Origin of the sequence: Advenella kashmirensis WT001 (assembly GCF_000219915.2) — a bacterium.
Lineage (GTDB): Bacteria > Pseudomonadota > Gammaproteobacteria > Burkholderiales > Burkholderiaceae_B > Advenella > Advenella kashmirensis.
On sequence record NC_017964.1, the window covers coordinates 2,302,748 to 2,319,819 of the forward strand.

Annotated in this window: 18 protein-coding genes, 1 tRNA gene and 4 pseudogenes; 13 read left to right on the forward strand and 10 right to left on the reverse strand. The window is 53.8% G+C overall.

All coding sequences use genetic code 11. The features are described from left to right. Nucleotide 1 precedes the first annotated feature (1 nt). Nucleotides 2-220 (forward strand): helix-turn-helix domain-containing protein, encoded by a 219-nt coding sequence (locus TKWG_RS10785; RefSeq protein ID WP_148274527.1) that lies wholly within the window; start codon nucleotides 2-4, stop codon nucleotides 218-220. Beyond that, nucleotides 221-625 carry a hypothetical protein gene (locus TKWG_RS10790; protein WP_014750872.1) on the forward strand — a complete coding sequence of 135 codons (405 nt, stop codon included), beginning with the start codon at nucleotides 221-223 and terminating at the stop codon, nucleotides 623-625. Between the two features lie 589 nt (nucleotides 626-1,214). Here TKWG_RS10790 and TKWG_RS24875 read toward each other — a convergent pair. Next, entirely contained in the window at nucleotides 1,215-1,472 is a 258-nt protein-coding gene (locus tag TKWG_RS24875; RefSeq protein ID WP_014750874.1) for a hypothetical protein, read from the reverse strand. A 123-nt stretch (nucleotides 1,473-1,595) separates the two neighbouring features. On the opposite strand from TKWG_RS24875, the pseudogene TKWG_RS24880 reads away from it, so the two are divergent. From TKWG_RS24880 to TKWG_RS10835, 10 genes and pseudogenes are all read left to right on the forward strand, one after another. After that, nucleotides 1,596-2,371, forward strand: a pseudogene (locus TKWG_RS24880) (phage major capsid protein). 80 nt (nucleotides 2,372-2,451) lie between these two features. Then, nucleotides 2,452-2,976, forward strand: coding sequence for an HK97 family phage prohead protease (locus TKWG_RS10805; protein WP_014750875.1), 525 nt, complete (start codon nucleotides 2,452-2,454; stop codon nucleotides 2,974-2,976). Continuing rightward, nucleotides 2,973-3,809, forward strand: a complete 837-nt coding sequence (locus TKWG_RS10810; RefSeq protein ID WP_264300236.1) for a phage portal protein — start codon at nucleotides 2,973-2,975, stop codon at nucleotides 3,807-3,809. Before TKWG_RS10805 ends, TKWG_RS10810 begins: the two co-directional genes overlap by 4 nt. Next, the gene (locus tag TKWG_RS25985; RefSeq protein WP_264300237.1) at nucleotides 3,782-4,129 is read left to right on the forward strand and encodes a phage portal protein; all 348 of its coding nucleotides are present in this window, start codon (nucleotides 3,782-3,784) and stop codon (nucleotides 4,127-4,129) included. Before TKWG_RS10810 ends, TKWG_RS25985 begins: the two co-directional genes overlap by 28 nt. A gap of 105 nt (nucleotides 4,130-4,234) precedes the next feature. Continuing rightward, the gene (locus TKWG_RS27105; RefSeq protein ID WP_014750876.1) at nucleotides 4,235-4,546 is read left to right on the forward strand and encodes an HNH endonuclease; all 312 of its coding nucleotides are present in this window, start codon (nucleotides 4,235-4,237) and stop codon (nucleotides 4,544-4,546) included. 67 nt (nucleotides 4,547-4,613) lie between these two features. Further along, nucleotides 4,614-5,003 (forward strand): putative TerS protein, encoded by a 390-nt coding sequence (locus TKWG_RS10820; RefSeq protein ID WP_014750877.1) that lies wholly within the window; start codon nucleotides 4,614-4,616, stop codon nucleotides 5,001-5,003. Beyond that, nucleotides 5,000-6,325: a terminase TerL endonuclease subunit gene (locus TKWG_RS10825; protein WP_407636842.1), complete on the forward strand. Its 1,326-nt coding sequence runs from the start codon at nucleotides 5,000-5,002 to the stop codon at nucleotides 6,323-6,325. The genes TKWG_RS10820 and TKWG_RS10825 overlap by 4 nt, the downstream gene beginning before the upstream one ends. After that, nucleotides 6,310-6,501 carry a hypothetical protein gene (locus TKWG_RS27110; protein WP_407636923.1) on the forward strand — a complete coding sequence of 64 codons (192 nt, stop codon included), beginning with the start codon at nucleotides 6,310-6,312 and terminating at the stop codon, nucleotides 6,499-6,501. The genes TKWG_RS10825 and TKWG_RS27110 overlap by 16 nt, the downstream gene beginning before the upstream one ends. Nucleotides 6,502-6,686: 185 nt before the next feature. Beyond that, entirely contained in the window at nucleotides 6,687-7,010 is a 324-nt protein-coding gene (locus tag TKWG_RS10830; protein WP_014750878.1) for a phage head closure protein, read from the forward strand. Then, a complete protein-coding gene (locus tag TKWG_RS10835) occupies nucleotides 7,003-7,278 on the forward strand; it encodes a head-tail connector protein (RefSeq protein ID WP_014750879.1) in 276 nt (91 codons plus the stop codon). Before TKWG_RS10830 ends, TKWG_RS10835 begins: the two co-directional genes overlap by 8 nt. A gap of 588 nt (nucleotides 7,279-7,866) precedes the next feature. Here TKWG_RS10835 and TKWG_RS10845 read toward each other — a convergent pair. Then, a tRNA-Ile gene (locus TKWG_RS10845) sits at nucleotides 7,867-7,943 on the reverse strand. Between the two features lie 157 nt (nucleotides 7,944-8,100). After that, the gene (gene rpoD / locus TKWG_RS10850) at nucleotides 8,101-10,398 is read right to left on the reverse strand and encodes an RNA polymerase sigma factor RpoD (RefSeq protein WP_081489387.1); all 2,298 of its coding nucleotides are present in this window, start codon (nucleotides 10,396-10,398) and stop codon (nucleotides 8,101-8,103) included. Between rpoD and TKWG_RS23280 the strand changes: the two genes are divergently transcribed. After that, nucleotides 10,364-10,684, forward strand: a complete 321-nt coding sequence (locus tag TKWG_RS23280) for a hypothetical protein (RefSeq protein ID WP_148274528.1) — start codon at nucleotides 10,364-10,366, stop codon at nucleotides 10,682-10,684. The genes rpoD and TKWG_RS23280 overlap by 35 nt on opposite strands. A 69-nt stretch (nucleotides 10,685-10,753) precedes the next feature. Here TKWG_RS23280 and TKWG_RS22535 read toward each other — a convergent pair whose 3' ends face one another. From TKWG_RS22535 to hflC, 7 genes and pseudogenes are all read right to left on the reverse strand, one after another. Then, nucleotides 10,754-10,954 carry a hypothetical protein gene (locus tag TKWG_RS22535; protein ID WP_081489274.1) on the reverse strand — a complete coding sequence of 67 codons (201 nt, stop codon included), beginning with the start codon at nucleotides 10,952-10,954 and terminating at the stop codon, nucleotides 10,754-10,756. Nucleotides 10,955-10,960: 6 nt separating this feature from the next. Further along, nucleotides 10,961-12,631: pseudogene (dnaG, locus tag TKWG_RS10855) on the reverse strand (DNA primase); the annotation flags it as partial. Nucleotides 12,632-12,640: 9 nt separating this feature from the next. Continuing rightward, nucleotides 12,641-12,853, reverse strand: a complete 213-nt coding sequence (gene rpsU, locus TKWG_RS10860) for a 30S ribosomal protein S21 (protein WP_014750883.1) — start codon at nucleotides 12,851-12,853, stop codon at nucleotides 12,641-12,643. Nucleotides 12,854-12,922: 69 nt separating this feature from the next. Next, on the reverse strand, nucleotides 12,923-13,465 hold the full coding sequence (locus tag TKWG_RS10865; RefSeq protein WP_014750884.1) for a phosphoribosyltransferase: 543 nt from the start codon (nucleotides 13,463-13,465) through the stop codon (nucleotides 12,923-12,925). Between the two features lie 13 nt (nucleotides 13,466-13,478). Beyond that, a pseudogene (locus TKWG_RS10870) lies at nucleotides 13,479-14,782 on the reverse strand (adenylosuccinate synthase). Nucleotides 14,783-14,841: 59 nt separating this feature from the next. Continuing rightward, a pseudogene (locus tag TKWG_RS10875) lies at nucleotides 14,842-16,004 on the reverse strand (ATP phosphoribosyltransferase regulatory subunit). Nucleotides 16,005-16,143: 139 nt separating this feature from the next. Beyond that, entirely contained in the window at nucleotides 16,144-17,064 is a 921-nt protein-coding gene (gene hflC, locus TKWG_RS10880; protein ID WP_014750885.1) for a protease modulator HflC, read from the reverse strand. Between the last annotated feature and the right edge of the window lie 8 nt (nucleotides 17,065-17,072).

Sequence of the window (17,072 nt, forward strand, 5' to 3'; positions counted from 1 at the left end):
CATGGCTACCATCACCAAGAAAGCATCTATCCTTGGCACACTCCACGACCGCAGCCTGAACCGTTTTGAGGCCGAGCGCATTGGCGATCATTGCCTTCATTCCACCATTGCCGACCTGCGCAAGGACGGTCACAACATATACAGCCAATGGGAAGTTGTCGAGACCCGATTCAAACCGACCCGCGTAAAACGGTACTTTTTACTGCGGGGGACGCGATGAATGGCACGTCACAAACGATCAGAACACCCGATAGGTGGCCGCTTCTGCGCGGTGCCTCACAAGGTGTTGGACTGCCCGGCATTTGCCAGCCTGTCGGGTGCCGGGACACGCCTGCTGCTGGAAGTAATGCGCCTCTACAATGGCAACAACAATGGCCAGATACACGTTACTCTCACAGCACTGAAAAAGCGCGGCTGGAACAGCAACGATACTTTAAGTCGAGCGCGGCAGGAACTCCAAGACAGGCGTTTCATCCAAATGACACGGCTACCCTGCCTTCCGAGGCGTGGCGCATGGTACGGCCTGACATGGCGCCCATTGGATTACACTCCAGAGATGGATCTCAAGCCGGTAGATTTTGTAAAAGACTCATTTTTACTATGGGATGAAAAACAAAATGACTGACCGATTTTCGGTCAATAGGAAGGCTCCATTGAACCGATTTTCGGTAATATGAACCCCTCCTATTGACCGATTTTCGGTTCAATACAAGCACAAAACGCCATTTTGATATTACCGATTTTCGGTGACTTTATATATACAGCCATCTGTACAAGGAAATAACGATGAATAAACCACGAATTACAGCATTGCGGGTCGACGGTATGGACGTAAACCTATTTTGGGTCGCACATACGGACTTGGCACCCTACGGGGACACGAAAGGGGAAGCAGTAAAGGCATTTTGCGATCAGGAAGGCTACGAATATAGCGGACAAATCCTATTTGGCGATGCGGATTATCTGGTAGTGCGGCCCACGAAGTAGTCCAACCACCAATGGTGGACGGATTACGTACTAGGCCGTAATCCGTCCTATCACGGTGATGTCACGCAATGTCATGTTGCGCCCACAGTCCCGAATCGCGGACAGGGTGTCCCGAATATGGGACTACGCACAAAAAACAACGGCGATATTTCCATTCCAATCCAGTACCATCCATCCCATAAAAAGAGCCTCTTTCCATTAAGGAATACATGATATTTATCAGCTACCTATTTACGTAAAGAAAGGTACTGACCAATGAACATTGTTGAAATCCGGGAATCCAAAGCCCAAACCGCCGCGCAGATGCGCACACTGCTGGACAAAGCTGCTGCTGAAAAACGCGATTTGTCTTGCGATGAATCAGCATCATTCGATGCAATGAAATCCACCATCAATCCCTGGAAGCCCAAGAGCAACGTGCCGCCTTCCTGGCTGACATTGAGCGTGGCGCAAAACCTGACCCCGCATTCGCCAAAGTCGAGCAACGCATTACCGTACTGGACGCGATCCGCAGTCAGATGGGTGGCGGTGTATCTGGTGCACTGGCCGAGTTCAACAAAGAGGCTGAGGTTCGCAATGGCCGCAAAGCCGAGGGCGTGTATGTCCCGATGTCTGCTTTCGAGACTCGCGTATCAACGACCACGACCGCAGCCGAGATTACCCCTGATGACTTCCGCGCCGATCAATACATTGGCCCCCTGCGTAATTCCCTGCTGATGCGTTCAATGGGTGTTCGCACTCTGACTGGCCTTCGTGGCGATGTGGTGGTGCCAAAGCATGGCGCTTCACTGATTGCCGGCTGGGTTTCTGAAAACGAAGCCTTGACCGCCAGCGACATGTCTTTCGATGACGTTCGCCTGGAGCCGAAACATGTGGGCGCGCTGACTGAACTGTCCCGGCAGTTGATCCAACAATCCAGCCTGACATTAACGGCCTGGTGCGTGATGATCTGAACGCCGTGATGGCTCAAGCACTGGACACGGCCCTGATTAACGGTTCAGGCGTCAAAGACCCGCTGGGCATCCTGAACACAGTAGGAATCCAGACTGGCACATTGTCCGCTGTACCGACCTGGGCTGAAATCCTAGAACTGTCTGACATGCTTGATGTGCTGAATGTGACGGGCTATCGCTACCTGACCAACCCCACAGTAATGAAGCTGCTGCGCGGTACTCAGAAAGAAACCGGTACAGGAAACTACCTTGCCACGACTGGCAGTATCGGGGATGTGCCAGCCAGTATCACAAACCAGATGCCGGCTGACACTCTGCTGTTGGGTGACTTCTCACAAATGCTGCTGGGTGTCTGGTCCGAAGTGGATATTCTGGTCAATCCATACGCAGAGACTGCTACTCAAAAGGTAACGTGCTGGTTCGGGCAATGATGACTGCTGGTGCTGCTGTACGACACCCTGAGGCTTTCGTCAAAGTCACAGTGGCATCTGGCGCATAAGGAGTAATGCGAATGCTGGAACTACGAACAAGCAATGAGATTAAGGCTACACGGTCCCGCGTTTGGGGTTATGCCGCCTTGTTTGATTCACCAACTGATTTAGGCGAATTTCGGGAAGTGGTCAGGAAAGGTGCCTTTCGCCGCTCATTGGTTGAGTCCAGCATTCGCGCCTTATTCGATCATGACGCCGGAAAACTGTTGGGTACGACCCGAGCCGGTACGCTGTCATTGCGTGAGGATGACAAAGGCCTAGCCTTTGAATTGGATTTACCAGATACCACGCATGGCCGCGATGTGGCCGAACTGATTCGCCGCGGCGATATTGCCGGGTGCTCATTCGGTTTCACGACCCGATCCGATAAATGGGTAGCAGGCGACAAATTCACCCGCGAACTGCTGGACGTGGATCTGGCCGAAATTACCCTGACAGCGAACCCAGCCTATCCGCAGACCACGGTTGCCTTGCGCAGCCTGGACGCGATGGTCAAGCAATCATGCGATGCGCACCTGCGTAAGCTGTGGATGGAAACACTATGATAAAAAAACTACTTTCCCGATTCGGTTTCGAGAAACGCGCCGATGGTGATAATTATTGGGAGAACTGGCAGGCCCTACGATCCGGACCAGTAAACGACAAGACGGCGCAATCAGTAAGCGCCGTTTACGCTTGCACCAGCGCAATCAGCGAGACGATAGCCAGCCTGCCATTGCACCTGTACGAACGTGACGATGCCCGCACCAAGGCAAAAGATCATTCCTTGTACGGTGTTCTCCACGACATTGCAAACCCGCACCAGACCGCCCTGGAGTTCCGAGAGTGGATGATGGCCTGCGTACTGCTCAAAGGCAATGCCTACGCTCGCATAGAACGTGGATGGGATGGCCAGGTCACTGCCTTGCACCCGATCCACCCGGACCGCGTGTCTATCCTGCGCACTGCCACCGGCCTGATCTACGAGTACTCAGACCACAAAGGCACAGTACACAAGCTGCTGCAAGATGAAGTATTCCACCTGAAACACCGCGCCGGTGATGATGTGCTGATGGGCGTGTCTCCAATACAGGCCAGCCGGGAAACGATCGAGCTGTCCATTGCTGAACGAGATCACGGTAACGCGACATTCAGTAACGGCACCCGGCTGTCTGGCATTCTCAAATTCCCACAGCACCTGAAGCCAGAACAGCGTACAGGTCTGAAAACGTCCTGGGATAGTCAATACAGTGGTGGCGCCAATGCCGGCAAGACTGCCATCTTGGATCAGGGTGTCGAGTACCAGACCATATCCATGTCCCTTGAGGATGCCGAATGGATCGAGGCCCGGAAGTTCTCAGTGATTGAAGTATGCCGACTATTCCGAGTGCGCCTGTGATTGCTCAGAGCATGGAGAGTGCGAACTATTCCAACTCAGTAGAGCTTGCCAGACAGTTTGTGACCCTATGCTTACGCCGGCACCTGGTGGCATGGGAACAGGCCATATCAAAGCAACTGCTCACACAGGCAGGCCGCAAACGATACAAGCCAGAGCACAGCGTGGAAGGTCTATTGCGTGGTGATAGCACCGCTCGCGCAGAGTTCTATAAATCAGGTATTGATGCTGGCTGGATGCTGAAAAGTGAAGCGCGCCGCCTGGAGAACCTGCCAGCCATTAAGGGAATTGACGATGCCAAAGCTACCGACACTCAAGCCTAGATTACCGGTGATGGGTTCAATTGTGGAAGAACAGTTGAAACGCCGCTCCAAGAGCACAGGGCGCGATGCTGACCCACGCCGCACCATACCCCTGAACAGTAGCAGATGGCAGCGCTGCGTGCTGTGGTGCTGTCCCAAGAGCCATTGTGTCGCCATTGCAATGAGCGTGGCATCGTGACACCTGCAACTGATGTGGATCATGTGAGTGGTGATCCAAGTGATAACAGACCCGAGAACCTAGCGGGGCTGTGCCATGCGTGCCATTCGCTCAAGACTGCTGCTGACCACGGCAAGCGCGTGAATCAGGGATGCGATGTGGATGGGCTGCCGGCTGCGTGGAAAAAATCACCAGCAACCGATGGCGCTAGACCGCCCCTCCAGTGTTCATTTAACGCTGACTGCAAAGGTCGACTATGAAAACGACTGACAAACGCGCCCGTACAGATACCGCCAAGCTGCCGTAGAGGCCGCCCAGAACGCTGCAATGCCGCCCCTGGACCCGCCAGACTGTATCACGTTGCGACCCGCAGACCGCCCATTTTGGGACCGTATCGTCCTATCCAAAGCCAGGGATAACTGGACTGATGTTGATCTGGTGAGTGCTGCGCAATTGGCACGCGCGCAATCCGATATTGAGGAACTGCAACGCCAGATTGATGTAGATGGTTATGTGATCGAGGGCAAGATCAATCCTGCTGCGCAGATGCTGGAGACACTGAGTAAACGCGCCATCGCATTGACCCGTGTATTGCAGGTTCATGCCCTGGCTACGGTGGGACGGTCTGCTGATACTGTGGATGCTGCCAAACTGGAGCGTGATGCCCGTCAGGACGATGACGACGACCTTATCCCACGTCTGAGGGCCGTTAAATGACACGCGCCGGGAAAGTGATTCAGTTTATCGAAAAATACTGCGTGACGCCGGACGGTGCGCACGTCGGTAAGCCCTTGGTACTGGCTGACTTTCAGAAAGAATTTATCCGGGCTGTTTACGACAACCCCGCAGGCACCCGCCGGGCCTATTTGAGCATTGCCAGGAAAAACGGTAAATCCGGCCTGATTGCTGGCCTGCTGCTGGCTCACTTGGTCGGACCCGAAGCGGTACTGAACAGTCAGATCGTGTCTGGTGCCATGTCCCGCGATCAGGCTGCTTTGGTTTTCAACCTGGCGGCCAAGATGGTTCAGTTATCCCCGAAACTGGCCAAGATCGTGCGCATTGTCCCGAGCGGCAAACGCCTGCTGGGTCTGAATATGAACACGGAATACAGGGCTCTTGCTGCTGATGGCAAGACCGCCCACGGCCTTTCCCCGGTCCTGGCTATCCTTGATGAAATGGGCCAGGTACGCGGCCCGCAGTCTGACTTTATTGATGCGATCACGACCAGTCAGGGCGCACACGCAAACCCGTTGCTGTTGATTATCAGTACCCAGGCCGCCACCGATGCCGATCTGTTGTCTATCTGGCTGGATGACGCGAAAACGTCCGACGATCCCCGGATTGTGTCTCATGTGTATGCGGCACCAGAAGGCTGCGATCTGATGGATAAATCGGCATGGGAAGCGGCAAACCCAGCACTCGGATTATTCCGCTCTGAAGATGATCTGGCCGAACAGATGAAGCAGGCGCAGCGGATGCCATCAATGGAGAACAGCGCCCGTAATCTGCTGCTCAATCAAAGGGTATCGACCGAAAGCCCGTTTGTTTCCCCCGATGTGTGGAAGTCGTGTGGTGGTAGTGTCCTTGATTTTGAGGATACCCCTGTCTATGCCGGCCTGGACCTGTCTGCCCGTACCGACCTGACCGCCTTGGTCATTATCGGCAAAGTGGATGGTGTCTGGCAGACAGTCCCGCATTTCTGGACACCCGAGCAAGGAATAGCGGATCGAGCGCACAAAGACAGAAGCCCGTATGACGTATGGGCCAGACAAGGGCTATTGCACACGACACCAGGCGCAACCGTGGATTACGAATATGTGGCGATGCAGATTGTCGAGATTCTGGCTGACTTGAACGTCCAAGCCATTGCGTATGACCGCTGGCGCATGGACCTGATGATGCGTGAGTTTGAACGGCTGGGCGTGACGTTGCCGTTGATGCCATTCGGACAAGGGTTTAAGGATATGTCCCCGGCCTGGATGCCGTGGAAGCTGAATTGCTCAATGGCCGCGTGGCTCATGCGATGCATCCGGTCCTGACTATGTGCGCTGCCAATGCTGTAGTAACGAAAGACCCAGCCGGCAATCGCAAACTGGACAAGGGCCGAGCAACGGGCCGCATTGACGGTATGCAAGCGATGGCAATGGCTTTCGGTGCTGCTGGTGGCGCCGAAGTGGAACAGACATATGAAGCGTATGAATTCGATTTTGCATGATGTTCTCCCCAGCTACCGGGGACCGCTTGTAGGCTTGCAAGCGGAGAGGGTAGATGAGGATCAGACGGTGAGTGCCTCATTTAGCGAAAACCCCGTCAGGCGGCGCGATGGAATTTATTGGCCCTTTAATCCTGGGTGCGATTCTCCGCCATCGGTGGCCGCCAACTATTATTTAAGGAACTGACATGGATATAGGCAAACTGAAGCACCGAATAACGATTCAGAAACAGGTAGAAGGATCGGGACCCACCGGCCAGCCGATTCTAAGCTGGGAGACGGTGGCTATCACCTGGGCGCAGGTTCAGGGAATCAGTGGCCGGGAGTTTTTCGCCTCCAGCACTGAACAGGCAGGCACGACATGGAAAATCATCATGCGGTACATACCGGGCCTGAAATCATCCTATCGCGTCCTGCTGGATGACCAGATATTCAATATTAATGGCATTTTGCCAAACAACGACAAGACCATGATTACAGTCATGGCTGAAACCGGAGTAAACAATGGTTGATGTAACCCAAGCTAAAGAGCACATGCGCGTCGATCACGACTTTGAAGACACGCTGATCCAGACCTACATTGATGCGGCGACCGCTGGTGTGCTGGACTATCTGAATCTGGCTGCCATGCCAATTCCGACGCCGGCGCCCGTTACCGCAGCGATCCTGCTAGCCGTAGGCGATCTGTACGAGAATCGGGAAAGCAAGATCGAGAACCGGTCGGTGGATAACCTGACCTACAAACGGCTGCTGGACCCGTACCGAGCGATGGATGTGTGACTTACTCAAATTGAGTGAGTGTCCGCCATTGGCGGGTAAAGCAACCCGCATCTGAAATGCGACTTTCGGATTTGAAATCGAGAGGTTTCCACCAATGGTGGAATACCCCAGTAACAAAATGTCATATTTACCGGATATGATAGGCGCTCATTCAACAAGGAGGTTATATGCCTAGCAAAATAGTACAGATAGCAGTTTCTTCCCCCTATGAAGGCAGCCGTATACATCTTTTTTTTGCATTGGCCGAAGATGGAACCGTGTGGAAGCGCCTAGAGCATCTCAGTGACAGCTCAGAGGGAAAATGGATACAGATACCAGCTTTGCCCGACGGCATATCCGATGAGGCCTTTAATGACTTTGTTAGTAACCCAATCGGTGGATAGGGTCGGTTTGAGAAGCCCTACCTAAGTAACTGGTTACTCCGAATCGAGGACACAGACCAAAATGGGCGCCTGATTTATCCTAAAAACAACGCCCTACTTTTCCATAGCCATCCATTTCAAAAGGGTAACCAAAGGGTAACCAGCGACAGACGTAAAAAATGCCCTACAAACATTAATTTGTAAGGCATTGATTTTATTACTACTTTGGTCCCCCCGGCTGGACTCGAACCAGCGACCAAAGGATTATGAGTCCTCTGCTCTAACCAACTGAGCTACAGGGGGTATCCATTATTTTGGCCGCCTGTCAGACTACCTTGTGTATAAAACACCTGACAAATGCGGCCAATTTCCGGCTTTTTTCCTGCCCACCACATTTAAATATTGCCGGTACTAGCAGCAGATATTCATACAAATCTCTGCGTACAACCCGCAAATTTAATTACTGGTTTTCAAGAAAGCTTTTAAGTTTATCAGCTCTGCTTGGATGACGCAACTTGCGCAGCGCTTTGGCTTCTATCTGACGGATCCGCTCGCGGGTCACGTCAAACTGCTTACCCACCTCTTCCAGCGTCTGATCCGAACTAATGCCGATACCGAAACGCATGCGCAGCACTTTGGCTTCGCGTGGCGTCAAAGAGTCGAGCACTTCCTTGAAGGCATCGCGCATGGAGCCATACAGCGCGTTGTCTGATGGCGCCAGTGTGGCGTTGTCTTCGATGAAGTCGCCCAGATGCGAATCATCATCATCACCAATCGGCGTTTCCATGGAAATGGGCTCTTTGGCAATTTTGAGAATCTTGCGGATCTTCTCTTCCGGCATATCCATTTTCTGCGCCAGTGTTGCCGGATCGGGCTCGGTGCCTGTTTCCTGCAGAATCTGACGATTGATACGATTCATCTTGTTGATGGTTTCAATCATATGAACCGGAATACGGATCGTGCGTGCCTGGTCGGCAATCGAGCGCGTAATGGCTTGACGAATCCACCATGTGGCGTACGTAGAAAACTTGTAGCCACGACGGTACTCGAACTTGTCCACGGCTTTCATCAGGCCTATATTGCCTTCCTGAATCAGATCAAGGAACTGCAGGCCGCGGTTGGTGTATTTCTTGGCAATAGAAATAACCAGCCGCAAGTTGGCCTCGATCATTTCGCGCTTGGCTTTCTTGGCCTTGGCTTCGCCGGTGACCATGCGCTTGTTCACGTCTTTCAGATCTTTGAGAGGCAGAACAACGGTATTTTCCAGGTCTATCAGTTTTTGCTGAATTTCATGGATATCAGGAATGGAGCGCTCTAGCGTTTCTGCGTAGGCAGCGTTCTTGTTCACTTCATCCTGCACCCAGTTCAAATTGGTTTCCTGACCGGGGAATACTTTGATGAAGTAAGAACGTGGCATGCCGACACGATCCACGCAGGTATGCAGGATGGCGCGTTCCAGCTGGCGCACTTCCTCAACCTGGTTACGCAGCGTGTCTGCAAGGCGCTCAACCATTTTGGCGGTAAAACGCACACCCATCAGTTCTTCAAGAATGGCTTCCTGGGCACGAATGTAGTCGGGCGTACGGTAGCCGCCTTGCTCGTAAACAGTACGCATTTTGCCGAACCATTTTTCGACGGAATCGAATTTTTCCAGCGCCTGTTGACGCAGCATTTCCAGCTGCTTGCTGCTCATGCCGCCGGCCGGGCCGTCGTCACTCTCGTCTTCTTCCTGCACGCCTGAGCCGGCATATTCTTCGCCGTCTTCGGTGACCAGGCCATCAACGATTTCATCAATCTGCGCCTGGCCATCGCGAACGCGCTGGATGTGATTCAGAATTTCCTGAATCGTAGTCGGGCAGGCAGCAATAGCCATGACCATGTGCTTGAGGCCTTCCTCAATACGCTTGGCAATCTCGATCTCGCCTTCACGCGTCAGCAACTCGACCGTACCCATTTCGCGCATATACATGCGGACAGGGTCGGTGGTGCGACCAAAGTCGGAATCCACCGTGGTAAGCGCAGCTTCGGCTTCGTCTTCCACGTCGTCGTCGGATGATGCAACGGGTGCGTTGTCGCTCAGCAGCAGCGCTTCTGCATCAGGCGCCTGATCATAGACCGAGATGCCCATGTCGCTGAAAGTGCTGATGATGCCGTCAATGGCCTCTGCATCTACCAGATCATCGGGAAGATGGTCATTGATTTCGCCGTAGGTGAGGTAGCCCCGTTCCTTGCCCAGTTTGATGAGCAGTTTAAGACGATTGCGGCGCGCTTCCTGTTCTTCAGGCGAGACCGGGCCGCGACTTGATACCTCTTTGGCATCTTTCGCACCACGTTTGCCGCGCTTGGCCGGTTTGAAATCGGGCACCTCTTCTACTTCGCCGTCTTCAGATTCGAGAAACTCGTCATCTTCGTCATTGCTTTTGTTTTTTGACGGACGGCCAGGCTTACGGCCTGTTCCAACCTTGGGCTTGCGTTTACCGGCTTTTTCCTGATCCAGATCGGTGTCGTCCAGATCGAAGTCCGTGTCATCCAGGTCAGCTTTTGCCTGCACTGTTTTGGACGCAGCCGTTTTGGCCGGGGCCTTTTTGGCAGCCGGGCGGGCCGATGCCCCTTTGGCTGGCGTCTGGGCAGCGACCGTTTTTACAGTTTTGGCTTCTGCCTGCGCAGCTGTCGCCGTTTTGCTGGCCGGTGCCTTTGTCCCGGGTTTAGCCGAAGGCGCTGACTTGGTTACTTTTGCAGCAGTATCTTTCACATTCATTTCCGGTTTGGCGGCCTTACTGACTTTGCCTGAAGCCGCCGTTTTTTTCACTGAAGGACTTGCCTTGGTCTCTGCTGGCACCGTTTTGCCTTTTTTCAGGGCAGAACTGGCTGGTGCGGTGGTTTTCGAAGAAGACTTTGCGGTCACTTTCTTAACTGCTGTCTTGGAAGGAGTTGGTTTACTACTGGATTTGGTCATAGTCAGTTCCGGCAATCTCAGATCAACACAAACAAAACAAAAACAACAAAACCACGCACTGCTTTGCCGCTTGTTATTTTTTATTTAAGCAGCAAAAGGAGGCGCATATATAGAGACGAGCAAACTTTACATTATACACGAGTAATTTATAAAACCCTTATTTTAACAATCTGATACGGGCATTGATGGCCTTGTATCGTTCGCGATCCGCTGCGGATTTCAAGCCACCGACAACCAGGTTTTCCTTATCCTGGTTCAGGCGTTCGAATTCGATTTTGCGCAGCGCATCATTCCACTCTGCGGCGGGGTCGGGTAAGGCATCCTCGTCGAAAGAGTCAATTGTCAGACCAGTCAGCATATTGGCTATTTCGGAGCCGGGCTCGGCGCGTTGTATGAGCGCCGCAAGATGTGTTGCCTGAGTGGTCTGGGCAAATGCAATAAATTCCCTTACATAAGCAAATTGGGGCTGAACCCCAAAACTTCAAGTTGCTGGTCGGTTATTTTATGAACCAGCTCCAGATTGGAGGCCAGCAACTTGATGAGCCTGCGGGCCAGCGGCGTTACCTGGCGACCACCTCGACGGCGCCGGCACGCCCAAAACGGGCAGATGGCTTGGGCTCAAACGACGCTGGCGCTGTATCAAATGGCGAGCCAAATGGAGAGCCATCCTGAGCTGCGCCCTGGTTTTTGGCAGGCGCATCGGGCAGTGTTTTTTGCCATTCCTGACGCTTTTGTGCCGCTTCTTCAAAACGAGCAAGATCGGTTAGCAACTCAGCCGAGGTCAATGAGACCAGCTTGGCAAAGTCATTCTCGATCTGCGTCCGAATACCCGAAGCCGGGATAGCCGAGATCAGGGGCCGGGCCTCATGCAGGCAGGCTGCCCTGCCCTCGGCTTCGTTCAGATTATGGCGCGAAGCCAGTTCTTCAAGCAGGAAGGTGGACAGCACGCGGGACTGTGCAAGCTCCTTGCGAAACGCTTCCGGGCCCAGATCGCGCACAAAGGAATCAGGATCGTGTTCATTGGGCAGAAACAGGAATCGTAAGGAGATATCGTCACGCAAGAACGGCAAGCACACATTCAGCGCTTTCCAGGCCGCACGACGCCCCGCCCCGTCGCCATCAAAACTGAAAATGATGCGATCGCTGGTGCGCAGCAATTTCTGGATATGGGTCGGCGTAGTAGCTGTGCCCAGCGTGGCCACCGCAAACCCGATACCCTGCTGCGCCAGACCCACTACGTCCATGTAACCCTCAACAACAAGCACACAGCCTTCTTGCCGGATACCCTGGCGATTTTCCCACAGGCCGTACAGCTCCTGACCCTTGTTAAATACCGGGGTTTCCGGAGAATTCAGGTATTTGGGCTCGCCCTTGCCAATGATTCGACCGCCAAAGCCGATCAGATTACCCTTCGCATTAATGATGGGAAACATGATCCGTTCACGGAAACGGTCGTAGCGGCGGCCGTCATCGGACTCAATGACCAGGCCAGCTTCGGTCAGCAATGGGTCATCGTAGTTGTCAAAAACCTGCTTTAGCCCGCTGCGATCATGGCCAGACCAGCCCAGCCCAAATAGCTTGGCAGTCTTGCCGGTAATGCCCCGCTGCTTGAGGTAGGCAATGGCATCCTGACTTTCCCTGAGCAGCGCCAGATAACGCACCTGGCTTTCTCCAGGACCTGCTGATGCCGATTGACTTCCGCTTTTTGTTCGCGCGCACGCACCTGTTGCTGCGGGCTGCGCTGCTCTTCAGGCACGACCATACCCACATTCGCAGCAAGAGACCGCACCGCTTCGGGAAACGAGGCCCCGGTGTGCTCCATAAGGAATGTGATGGCAGTACCATGCGCGCCGCAGCCAAAGCAGTGATAAAACTGTTTGGTGGGACTAACGGTAAAGGAAGGCGATTTTTCGTTGTGAAAGGGGCAAAGGCCGAGTAAATTCGCTCCGCCCTTTCTAAGTTGAACGTACTTGCCAACAACATCGACAACGTCGACCCGTGCCAGCAAGTCCTGAACAAAGCTGTCAGGAATCAACTGTACACATTAATACATGCGTGGAGGCAATTGCTGGCTACGGATACGTTTGTAGTGACGTTTAACCGCAGCAGCGTGCTTGCGTTTGCGCTCTGCTGTTGGTTTTTCGTAGAACTCGCGTGAGCGCAGTTCTGTCAGCAGACCGGTTTTTTCGATAGTGCGTTTGAAGCGGCGAAGCGCGGCTTCAAATGGCTCGTTCTCTTTTAAGCGTACGTTAGGCATGAATTGTAGGCGTGTTCTTTAAAATTGGAAGAAAAAATCTTGGATAATCAAGGATTCTAGCACAAAAGCTCAGGATTGTGTACCTTTTCTTACCCAGGCTTCCAGCTGATGGGGTCGTAAACTGTCGTAATCTTCAAACGGTTGGTGGATCCACGGGTTGGTGGGCAGCTTATCGATGTAATAATCGGGCTCTGCCTTGGCGTGGCCTTTCCACCACAAAACAGCAGATCGCAGCTCTGTAATGGCAGGATATTGCGTAACCAGGTGCTCCTGGACCCGGGCAAAGGTCAGCCCGGTGTCAACCATATCATCTACCAGTAAAACCCGGCCATCGAGCGTGCCTCGCGTAATGGTGATGAATTTGGCGATATCCAGCTGCCCCTGCACGGTGCCGGCGGCTTCACGATAGCTGCTGGTGGCAAGTATGCCCAGCGGCACATCGAAAATACGGGATAGCACATCGCCGACCCGCACTCCGCCCCGTGCCAGGCACAGGATTTTGTCAAATTTCCAGCCGGATTGATGAACCACCAGCGCAAGCCGTTCGATCAACCGGTTATATTCATCCCAGCTGATCCACAAATGTTTGTCAGAATTTTCTGGCGCACTCATGTTCTGTTGTCCTTCAGGCTGGCTGGTCCAGGAACGGATGGCGACGCAAAATGGTTTCCATACGGTCCGGCCCGGTGGAAATAATATCGACCGGCACTTCGCAGATTTCTTCGATACGAGTCAGAAAACGACGGGCGTTTTCCGGCAGTTTATCGTATTCCTTGACGCCCACTGTGGAATCGGTCCAGCCAGGCATGGTTTCAAGGATAGGCTCAGCCCTTTCCACCGCTTTGTAGCCATATGGCAACAAATCGATTTTTTTGCCGTCCAGCATATAGCCGGTACACAGGCCAATGCTTTCCAGACCATCCAGCACATCCAGCTTGGTGACACACAGACCGCTAATGCCGTTGATGATGACAGAACGCTTGAGCGCGGCGCCATCGAACCAGCCACAACGACGCGGACGTCCGGTTACCGCACCAAATTCGTTGCCGACTTTGGCAATGTGCGCCCCGACTTCATCCATCAGTTCAGTTGGGAACGGACCGGAGCCGACACGCGTGGTGTAGGCCTTGGTAATACCCAATACATAATTGAGGCGTTGCGGACCTACTCCGGCACCTGCCGAGGCCGCGCCGGCAATACAATTGCTGCTGGTCACAAAGGGATAGGTGCCGTGATCTATATCCAGCAACGCGCCTTGCGCACCTTCGAACAACAGCTGCTGCCCTTCTTTTTCCGCCTGGTACAGCAGTGCGGAAACGTCGGCCACCATGGGCTTGATCACAGGTGCCAGCGCCAGTGCCTGGTTTTTTACTTCGTCAAAGGAAACCGGCTCGGCGCCAGGTACTGGGTCAGAATAAAGTTGTGGTATTCCAGCACTTCCTTGAGTTTTTCATCAAAGAGATCAAGATCGTACAGATCCTGTACGCGCAGGGCGCGGCGCGCCACCTTGTCTTCATAGGCAGGGCCGATGCCGCGCCCGGTCGTGCCGATCTTGTTTTCACCCTTGCGGGCTTCACGGGCCTGATCCACCGCCACATGATATGGCAGGATTAGCGGGCAGGCTTCGGAAATGCGCAGGCGACTGCGCACATCCAGGCCGGCCGCTTCAAGCTCTTCAATTTCCTTGAGCAGCGCTTCGGGCGACAGCACCACGCCGTTGCCAATATAGCAAATGGCATGAGGGTGCATAATGCCTGACGGTATGAGCCGCAGGACGGTACGCTTGCCATTGATCCAGAGAGTATGACCGGCATTGTGACCGCCCTGAAAGCGCACAACACCTTGCGCTGACTCGGCCAGCCAGTCAACGATCTTTCCCTTGCCTTCGTCACCCCATTGGGTGCCAATTACCACTACGTTCTTGCTCATAAAAGTGACTTTGTACAAAAGTTCATCTTATTCCTGCCGAACAAATCAGCAGGACCCGATTAGTTGGTGCTTTTCAGCATCCATTGACCGTTGTCGCAAACCAGTTCACGGTCGAAAACAAATTCATCAATACTTTGCGTGGTACCCGGAAAAAACTGAACTACCACATTGCCATCCTGCCGAAGCTGGCGAATCTTTTCACCCAGCGCAGGATCGGAACTCCACGGCGCGCGCACAGCGCGGGAGGGTTCGGCCGGAGCCAGACCGGCGGAAACCTTACGCAAATCCAGGCTGAACCCGGTCGCCGCGCGAGCCCGCCCGAAGGAGGTGCCGGCATTGTCGTAGCGACCGCCGCGAACAATGGCATCGGGCCAGCCGCGGCCAAAAATGGCAAAACTGACGCCAGAGTGATAATCATAGCCCTTGACGTCAGCCAAATCTATTCCGACAGCAGTCACATCAAGCGCATCCACCAGCGTACGCAATGCCTGCAGCGCGGCACGGATGCCCGGCAAATCGGGCAAGGCTGCAGCCGCCTCATCCAGCACCGCGACATCGCCATACAGCGATGGCAGGCGGATCAGCGCAGCAGCAATGTCGTCCGGCACCCCGGGAGTGGCTTCAAATAGCTGTCGCAAGCCGGGAACATCTTTTTCCTTGAGCAGCGACAACACTTCGCCAGCCTGATCCTGCAGGCCTGCAGCTTCGATCAGCGCGCGCGATACCCCCGGATGATTCAGGTCCAGGCTGGCATTTTCTATACCCGCCAGGCAAGGCTGTCCAGCGCCAGCTGGATAATCTGCAAATCTGCTTCGTAGCCGGCGTAGCCATAAATTTCGGCCCCGATCTGCAGCAACTCACGATCTGCCAGCAAGCCCGAAGGACGTGCATGCAACACGCTGCCACAATAACAAAGCCGGGCCACGCCTTCACGATTGAGCAAGTGCGCGTCAATGCGTGCCACCTGCGAGGTCATGTCGGCGCGCACGCCCATGGTGCGACCGGAGAGCTGATCCACCAACTTATTGGTTTGCAGCTTAAGGTCTTGGCTGTTGCCGACAAAGAGCGAGTCGGTATATTCAACCAGCGGCGGCGCGACCAGTTCGAAACCGCAGTTTCGATACAGGTCCAGCATCGCACGACGCAGCTCTTCGATTCGGCGCGCTTCTGCGGGCAAAATATCGGATAGATGTTCAGGGAGTAGCCAGTTGCTTGTTGTCATGTCCGAAAATGGAGAAACCAAACAAAAATGCGACTCGGTTGCGTAAGCAGCCGAATCGCATTGATAAAAGTGACTTAAAACTTACAGTATATTGTACTCTTTAATTGGCTGTAAGTCGCGCAAATGGTTCTTTTGCGAATTATTGTACCGGTAGCGGCGCACGCGCTCCACCCGCAGGTGCAGCCTGTCCGCCGGCGCCAGATTGGTTGAAATAACGGAAGAAATCGGAAGCCGGATCAACAACCAGTAAATCGTTGCGGCTGCTGAAGGCGCTGCGATATGCATCCATGCTGTTATAGAAGCTGAAGAATGCCGGATCCTTGCCATAGGCTGCCGCATAAATCTCGGCCGCTTCGGCGTCGCCCTGCCCGCGCAGCACTTCGGCCTTGGCTTCGGCTTGGGCCAACTCTACACGTACCTTGCGGTCCGCTTCGGCCTGGATACGTTCCTTGTCTGCCGCGCCATTGGCGCGCAGGCTGTTGGCTTCTTCCTTACGCTCGGCCTGCATCCGGGCATAGACAGACTCGGACACCTCGGGCGAGAACTCGATACGCTTGAGCCGGACATCTACAACTTCGATACCCAGCGGCTTGGCGCGCTGCTCAACGTTTTTCACGATCTCGTCCATTACCACGTGGCGCTCTTGCGAGATTACGTCACGAACAGTACGAGTGTTAACAGACGCATTCAGCGCGTCGCGAATTTGCGCGCCCAGACGGTTCTGGGCGGCATCAAGACGATTACCGAAAGAAATGTAATAACGCAGCGGATCAATAATGCGCCATTTGACGTAGGAGTCGATAATCAGGTTCTTCTTCTCAGAAGTCTGGATGCGCTCTGCATCGCCTGACTCAATGGTCTGGATCCGCTTATCGAGCTTGACTACCGTTTCCAGTGGCGCAGGCCACTTGAAGTGCAGCCCGGGCTCGGACACTGTGCGCTTCCATTGCCCCAGTTTGAACACCAGGGCTGTATTGCGTTCACTCACCGTATACACCGATGAGGAAAAAAGAAATGCGGCGATGACAAAGATGACCGCCCCGAAGATTGTTTTATTCATGATGGGTC

What these genes read in the sequence shown, in the direction of transcription:
- TKWG_RS10785 (WP_148274527.1), top strand. Translation starts at nt 2, where the DNA reads ATGGCTACCATCACCAAGAAAGCATCTATCCTTGGCACACTCCACGAC.
- TKWG_RS10790 (WP_014750872.1), top strand. Translation starts at nt 221, where the DNA reads ATGGCACGTCACAAACGATCAGAACACCCGATAGGTGGCCGCTTCTGC.
- TKWG_RS10805 (WP_014750875.1), top strand. Translation starts at nt 2,452, where the DNA reads ATGCTGGAACTACGAACAAGCAATGAGATTAAGGCTACACGGTCCCGC.
- TKWG_RS10810 (WP_264300236.1), top strand. Translation starts at nt 2,973, where the DNA reads ATGATAAAAAAACTACTTTCCCGATTCGGTTTCGAGAAACGCGCCGAT.
- TKWG_RS25985 (WP_264300237.1), top strand. Translation starts at nt 3,782, where the DNA reads ATGCCGACTATTCCGAGTGCGCCTGTGATTGCTCAGAGCATGGAGAGT.
- TKWG_RS27105 (WP_014750876.1), top strand. Translation starts at nt 4,235, where the DNA reads ATGGCAGCGCTGCGTGCTGTGGTGCTGTCCCAAGAGCCATTGTGTCGC.
- TKWG_RS10820 (WP_014750877.1), top strand. Translation starts at nt 4,614, where the DNA reads ATGCCGCCCCTGGACCCGCCAGACTGTATCACGTTGCGACCCGCAGAC.
- TKWG_RS10825 (WP_407636842.1), top strand. Translation starts at nt 5,000, where the DNA reads ATGACACGCGCCGGGAAAGTGATTCAGTTTATCGAAAAATACTGCGTG.
- TKWG_RS27110 (WP_407636923.1), top strand. Translation starts at nt 6,310, where the DNA reads ATGCATCCGGTCCTGACTATGTGCGCTGCCAATGCTGTAGTAACGAAA.
- TKWG_RS10830 (WP_014750878.1), top strand. Translation starts at nt 6,687, where the DNA reads ATGGATATAGGCAAACTGAAGCACCGAATAACGATTCAGAAACAGGTA.
- TKWG_RS10835 (WP_014750879.1), top strand. Translation starts at nt 7,003, where the DNA reads ATGGTTGATGTAACCCAAGCTAAAGAGCACATGCGCGTCGATCACGAC.
- rpoD (WP_081489387.1), bottom strand. Translation starts at nt 10,398, where the DNA reads ATGAATGTGAAAGATACTGCTGCAAAAGTAACCAAGTCAGCGCCTTCG.
- TKWG_RS22535 (WP_081489274.1), bottom strand. Translation starts at nt 10,954, where the DNA reads ATGCTGACTGGTCTGACAATTGACTCTTTCGACGAGGATGCCTTACCC.
- rpsU (WP_014750883.1), bottom strand. Translation starts at nt 12,853, where the DNA reads ATGCCTAACGTACGCTTAAAAGAGAACGAGCCATTTGAAGCCGCGCTT.
- TKWG_RS10865 (WP_014750884.1), bottom strand. Translation starts at nt 13,465, where the DNA reads ATGAGTGCGCCAGAAAATTCTGACAAACATTTGTGGATCAGCTGGGAT.
- hflC (WP_014750885.1), bottom strand. Translation starts at nt 17,064, where the DNA reads ATGAATAAAACAATCTTCGGGGCGGTCATCTTTGTCATCGCCGCATTT.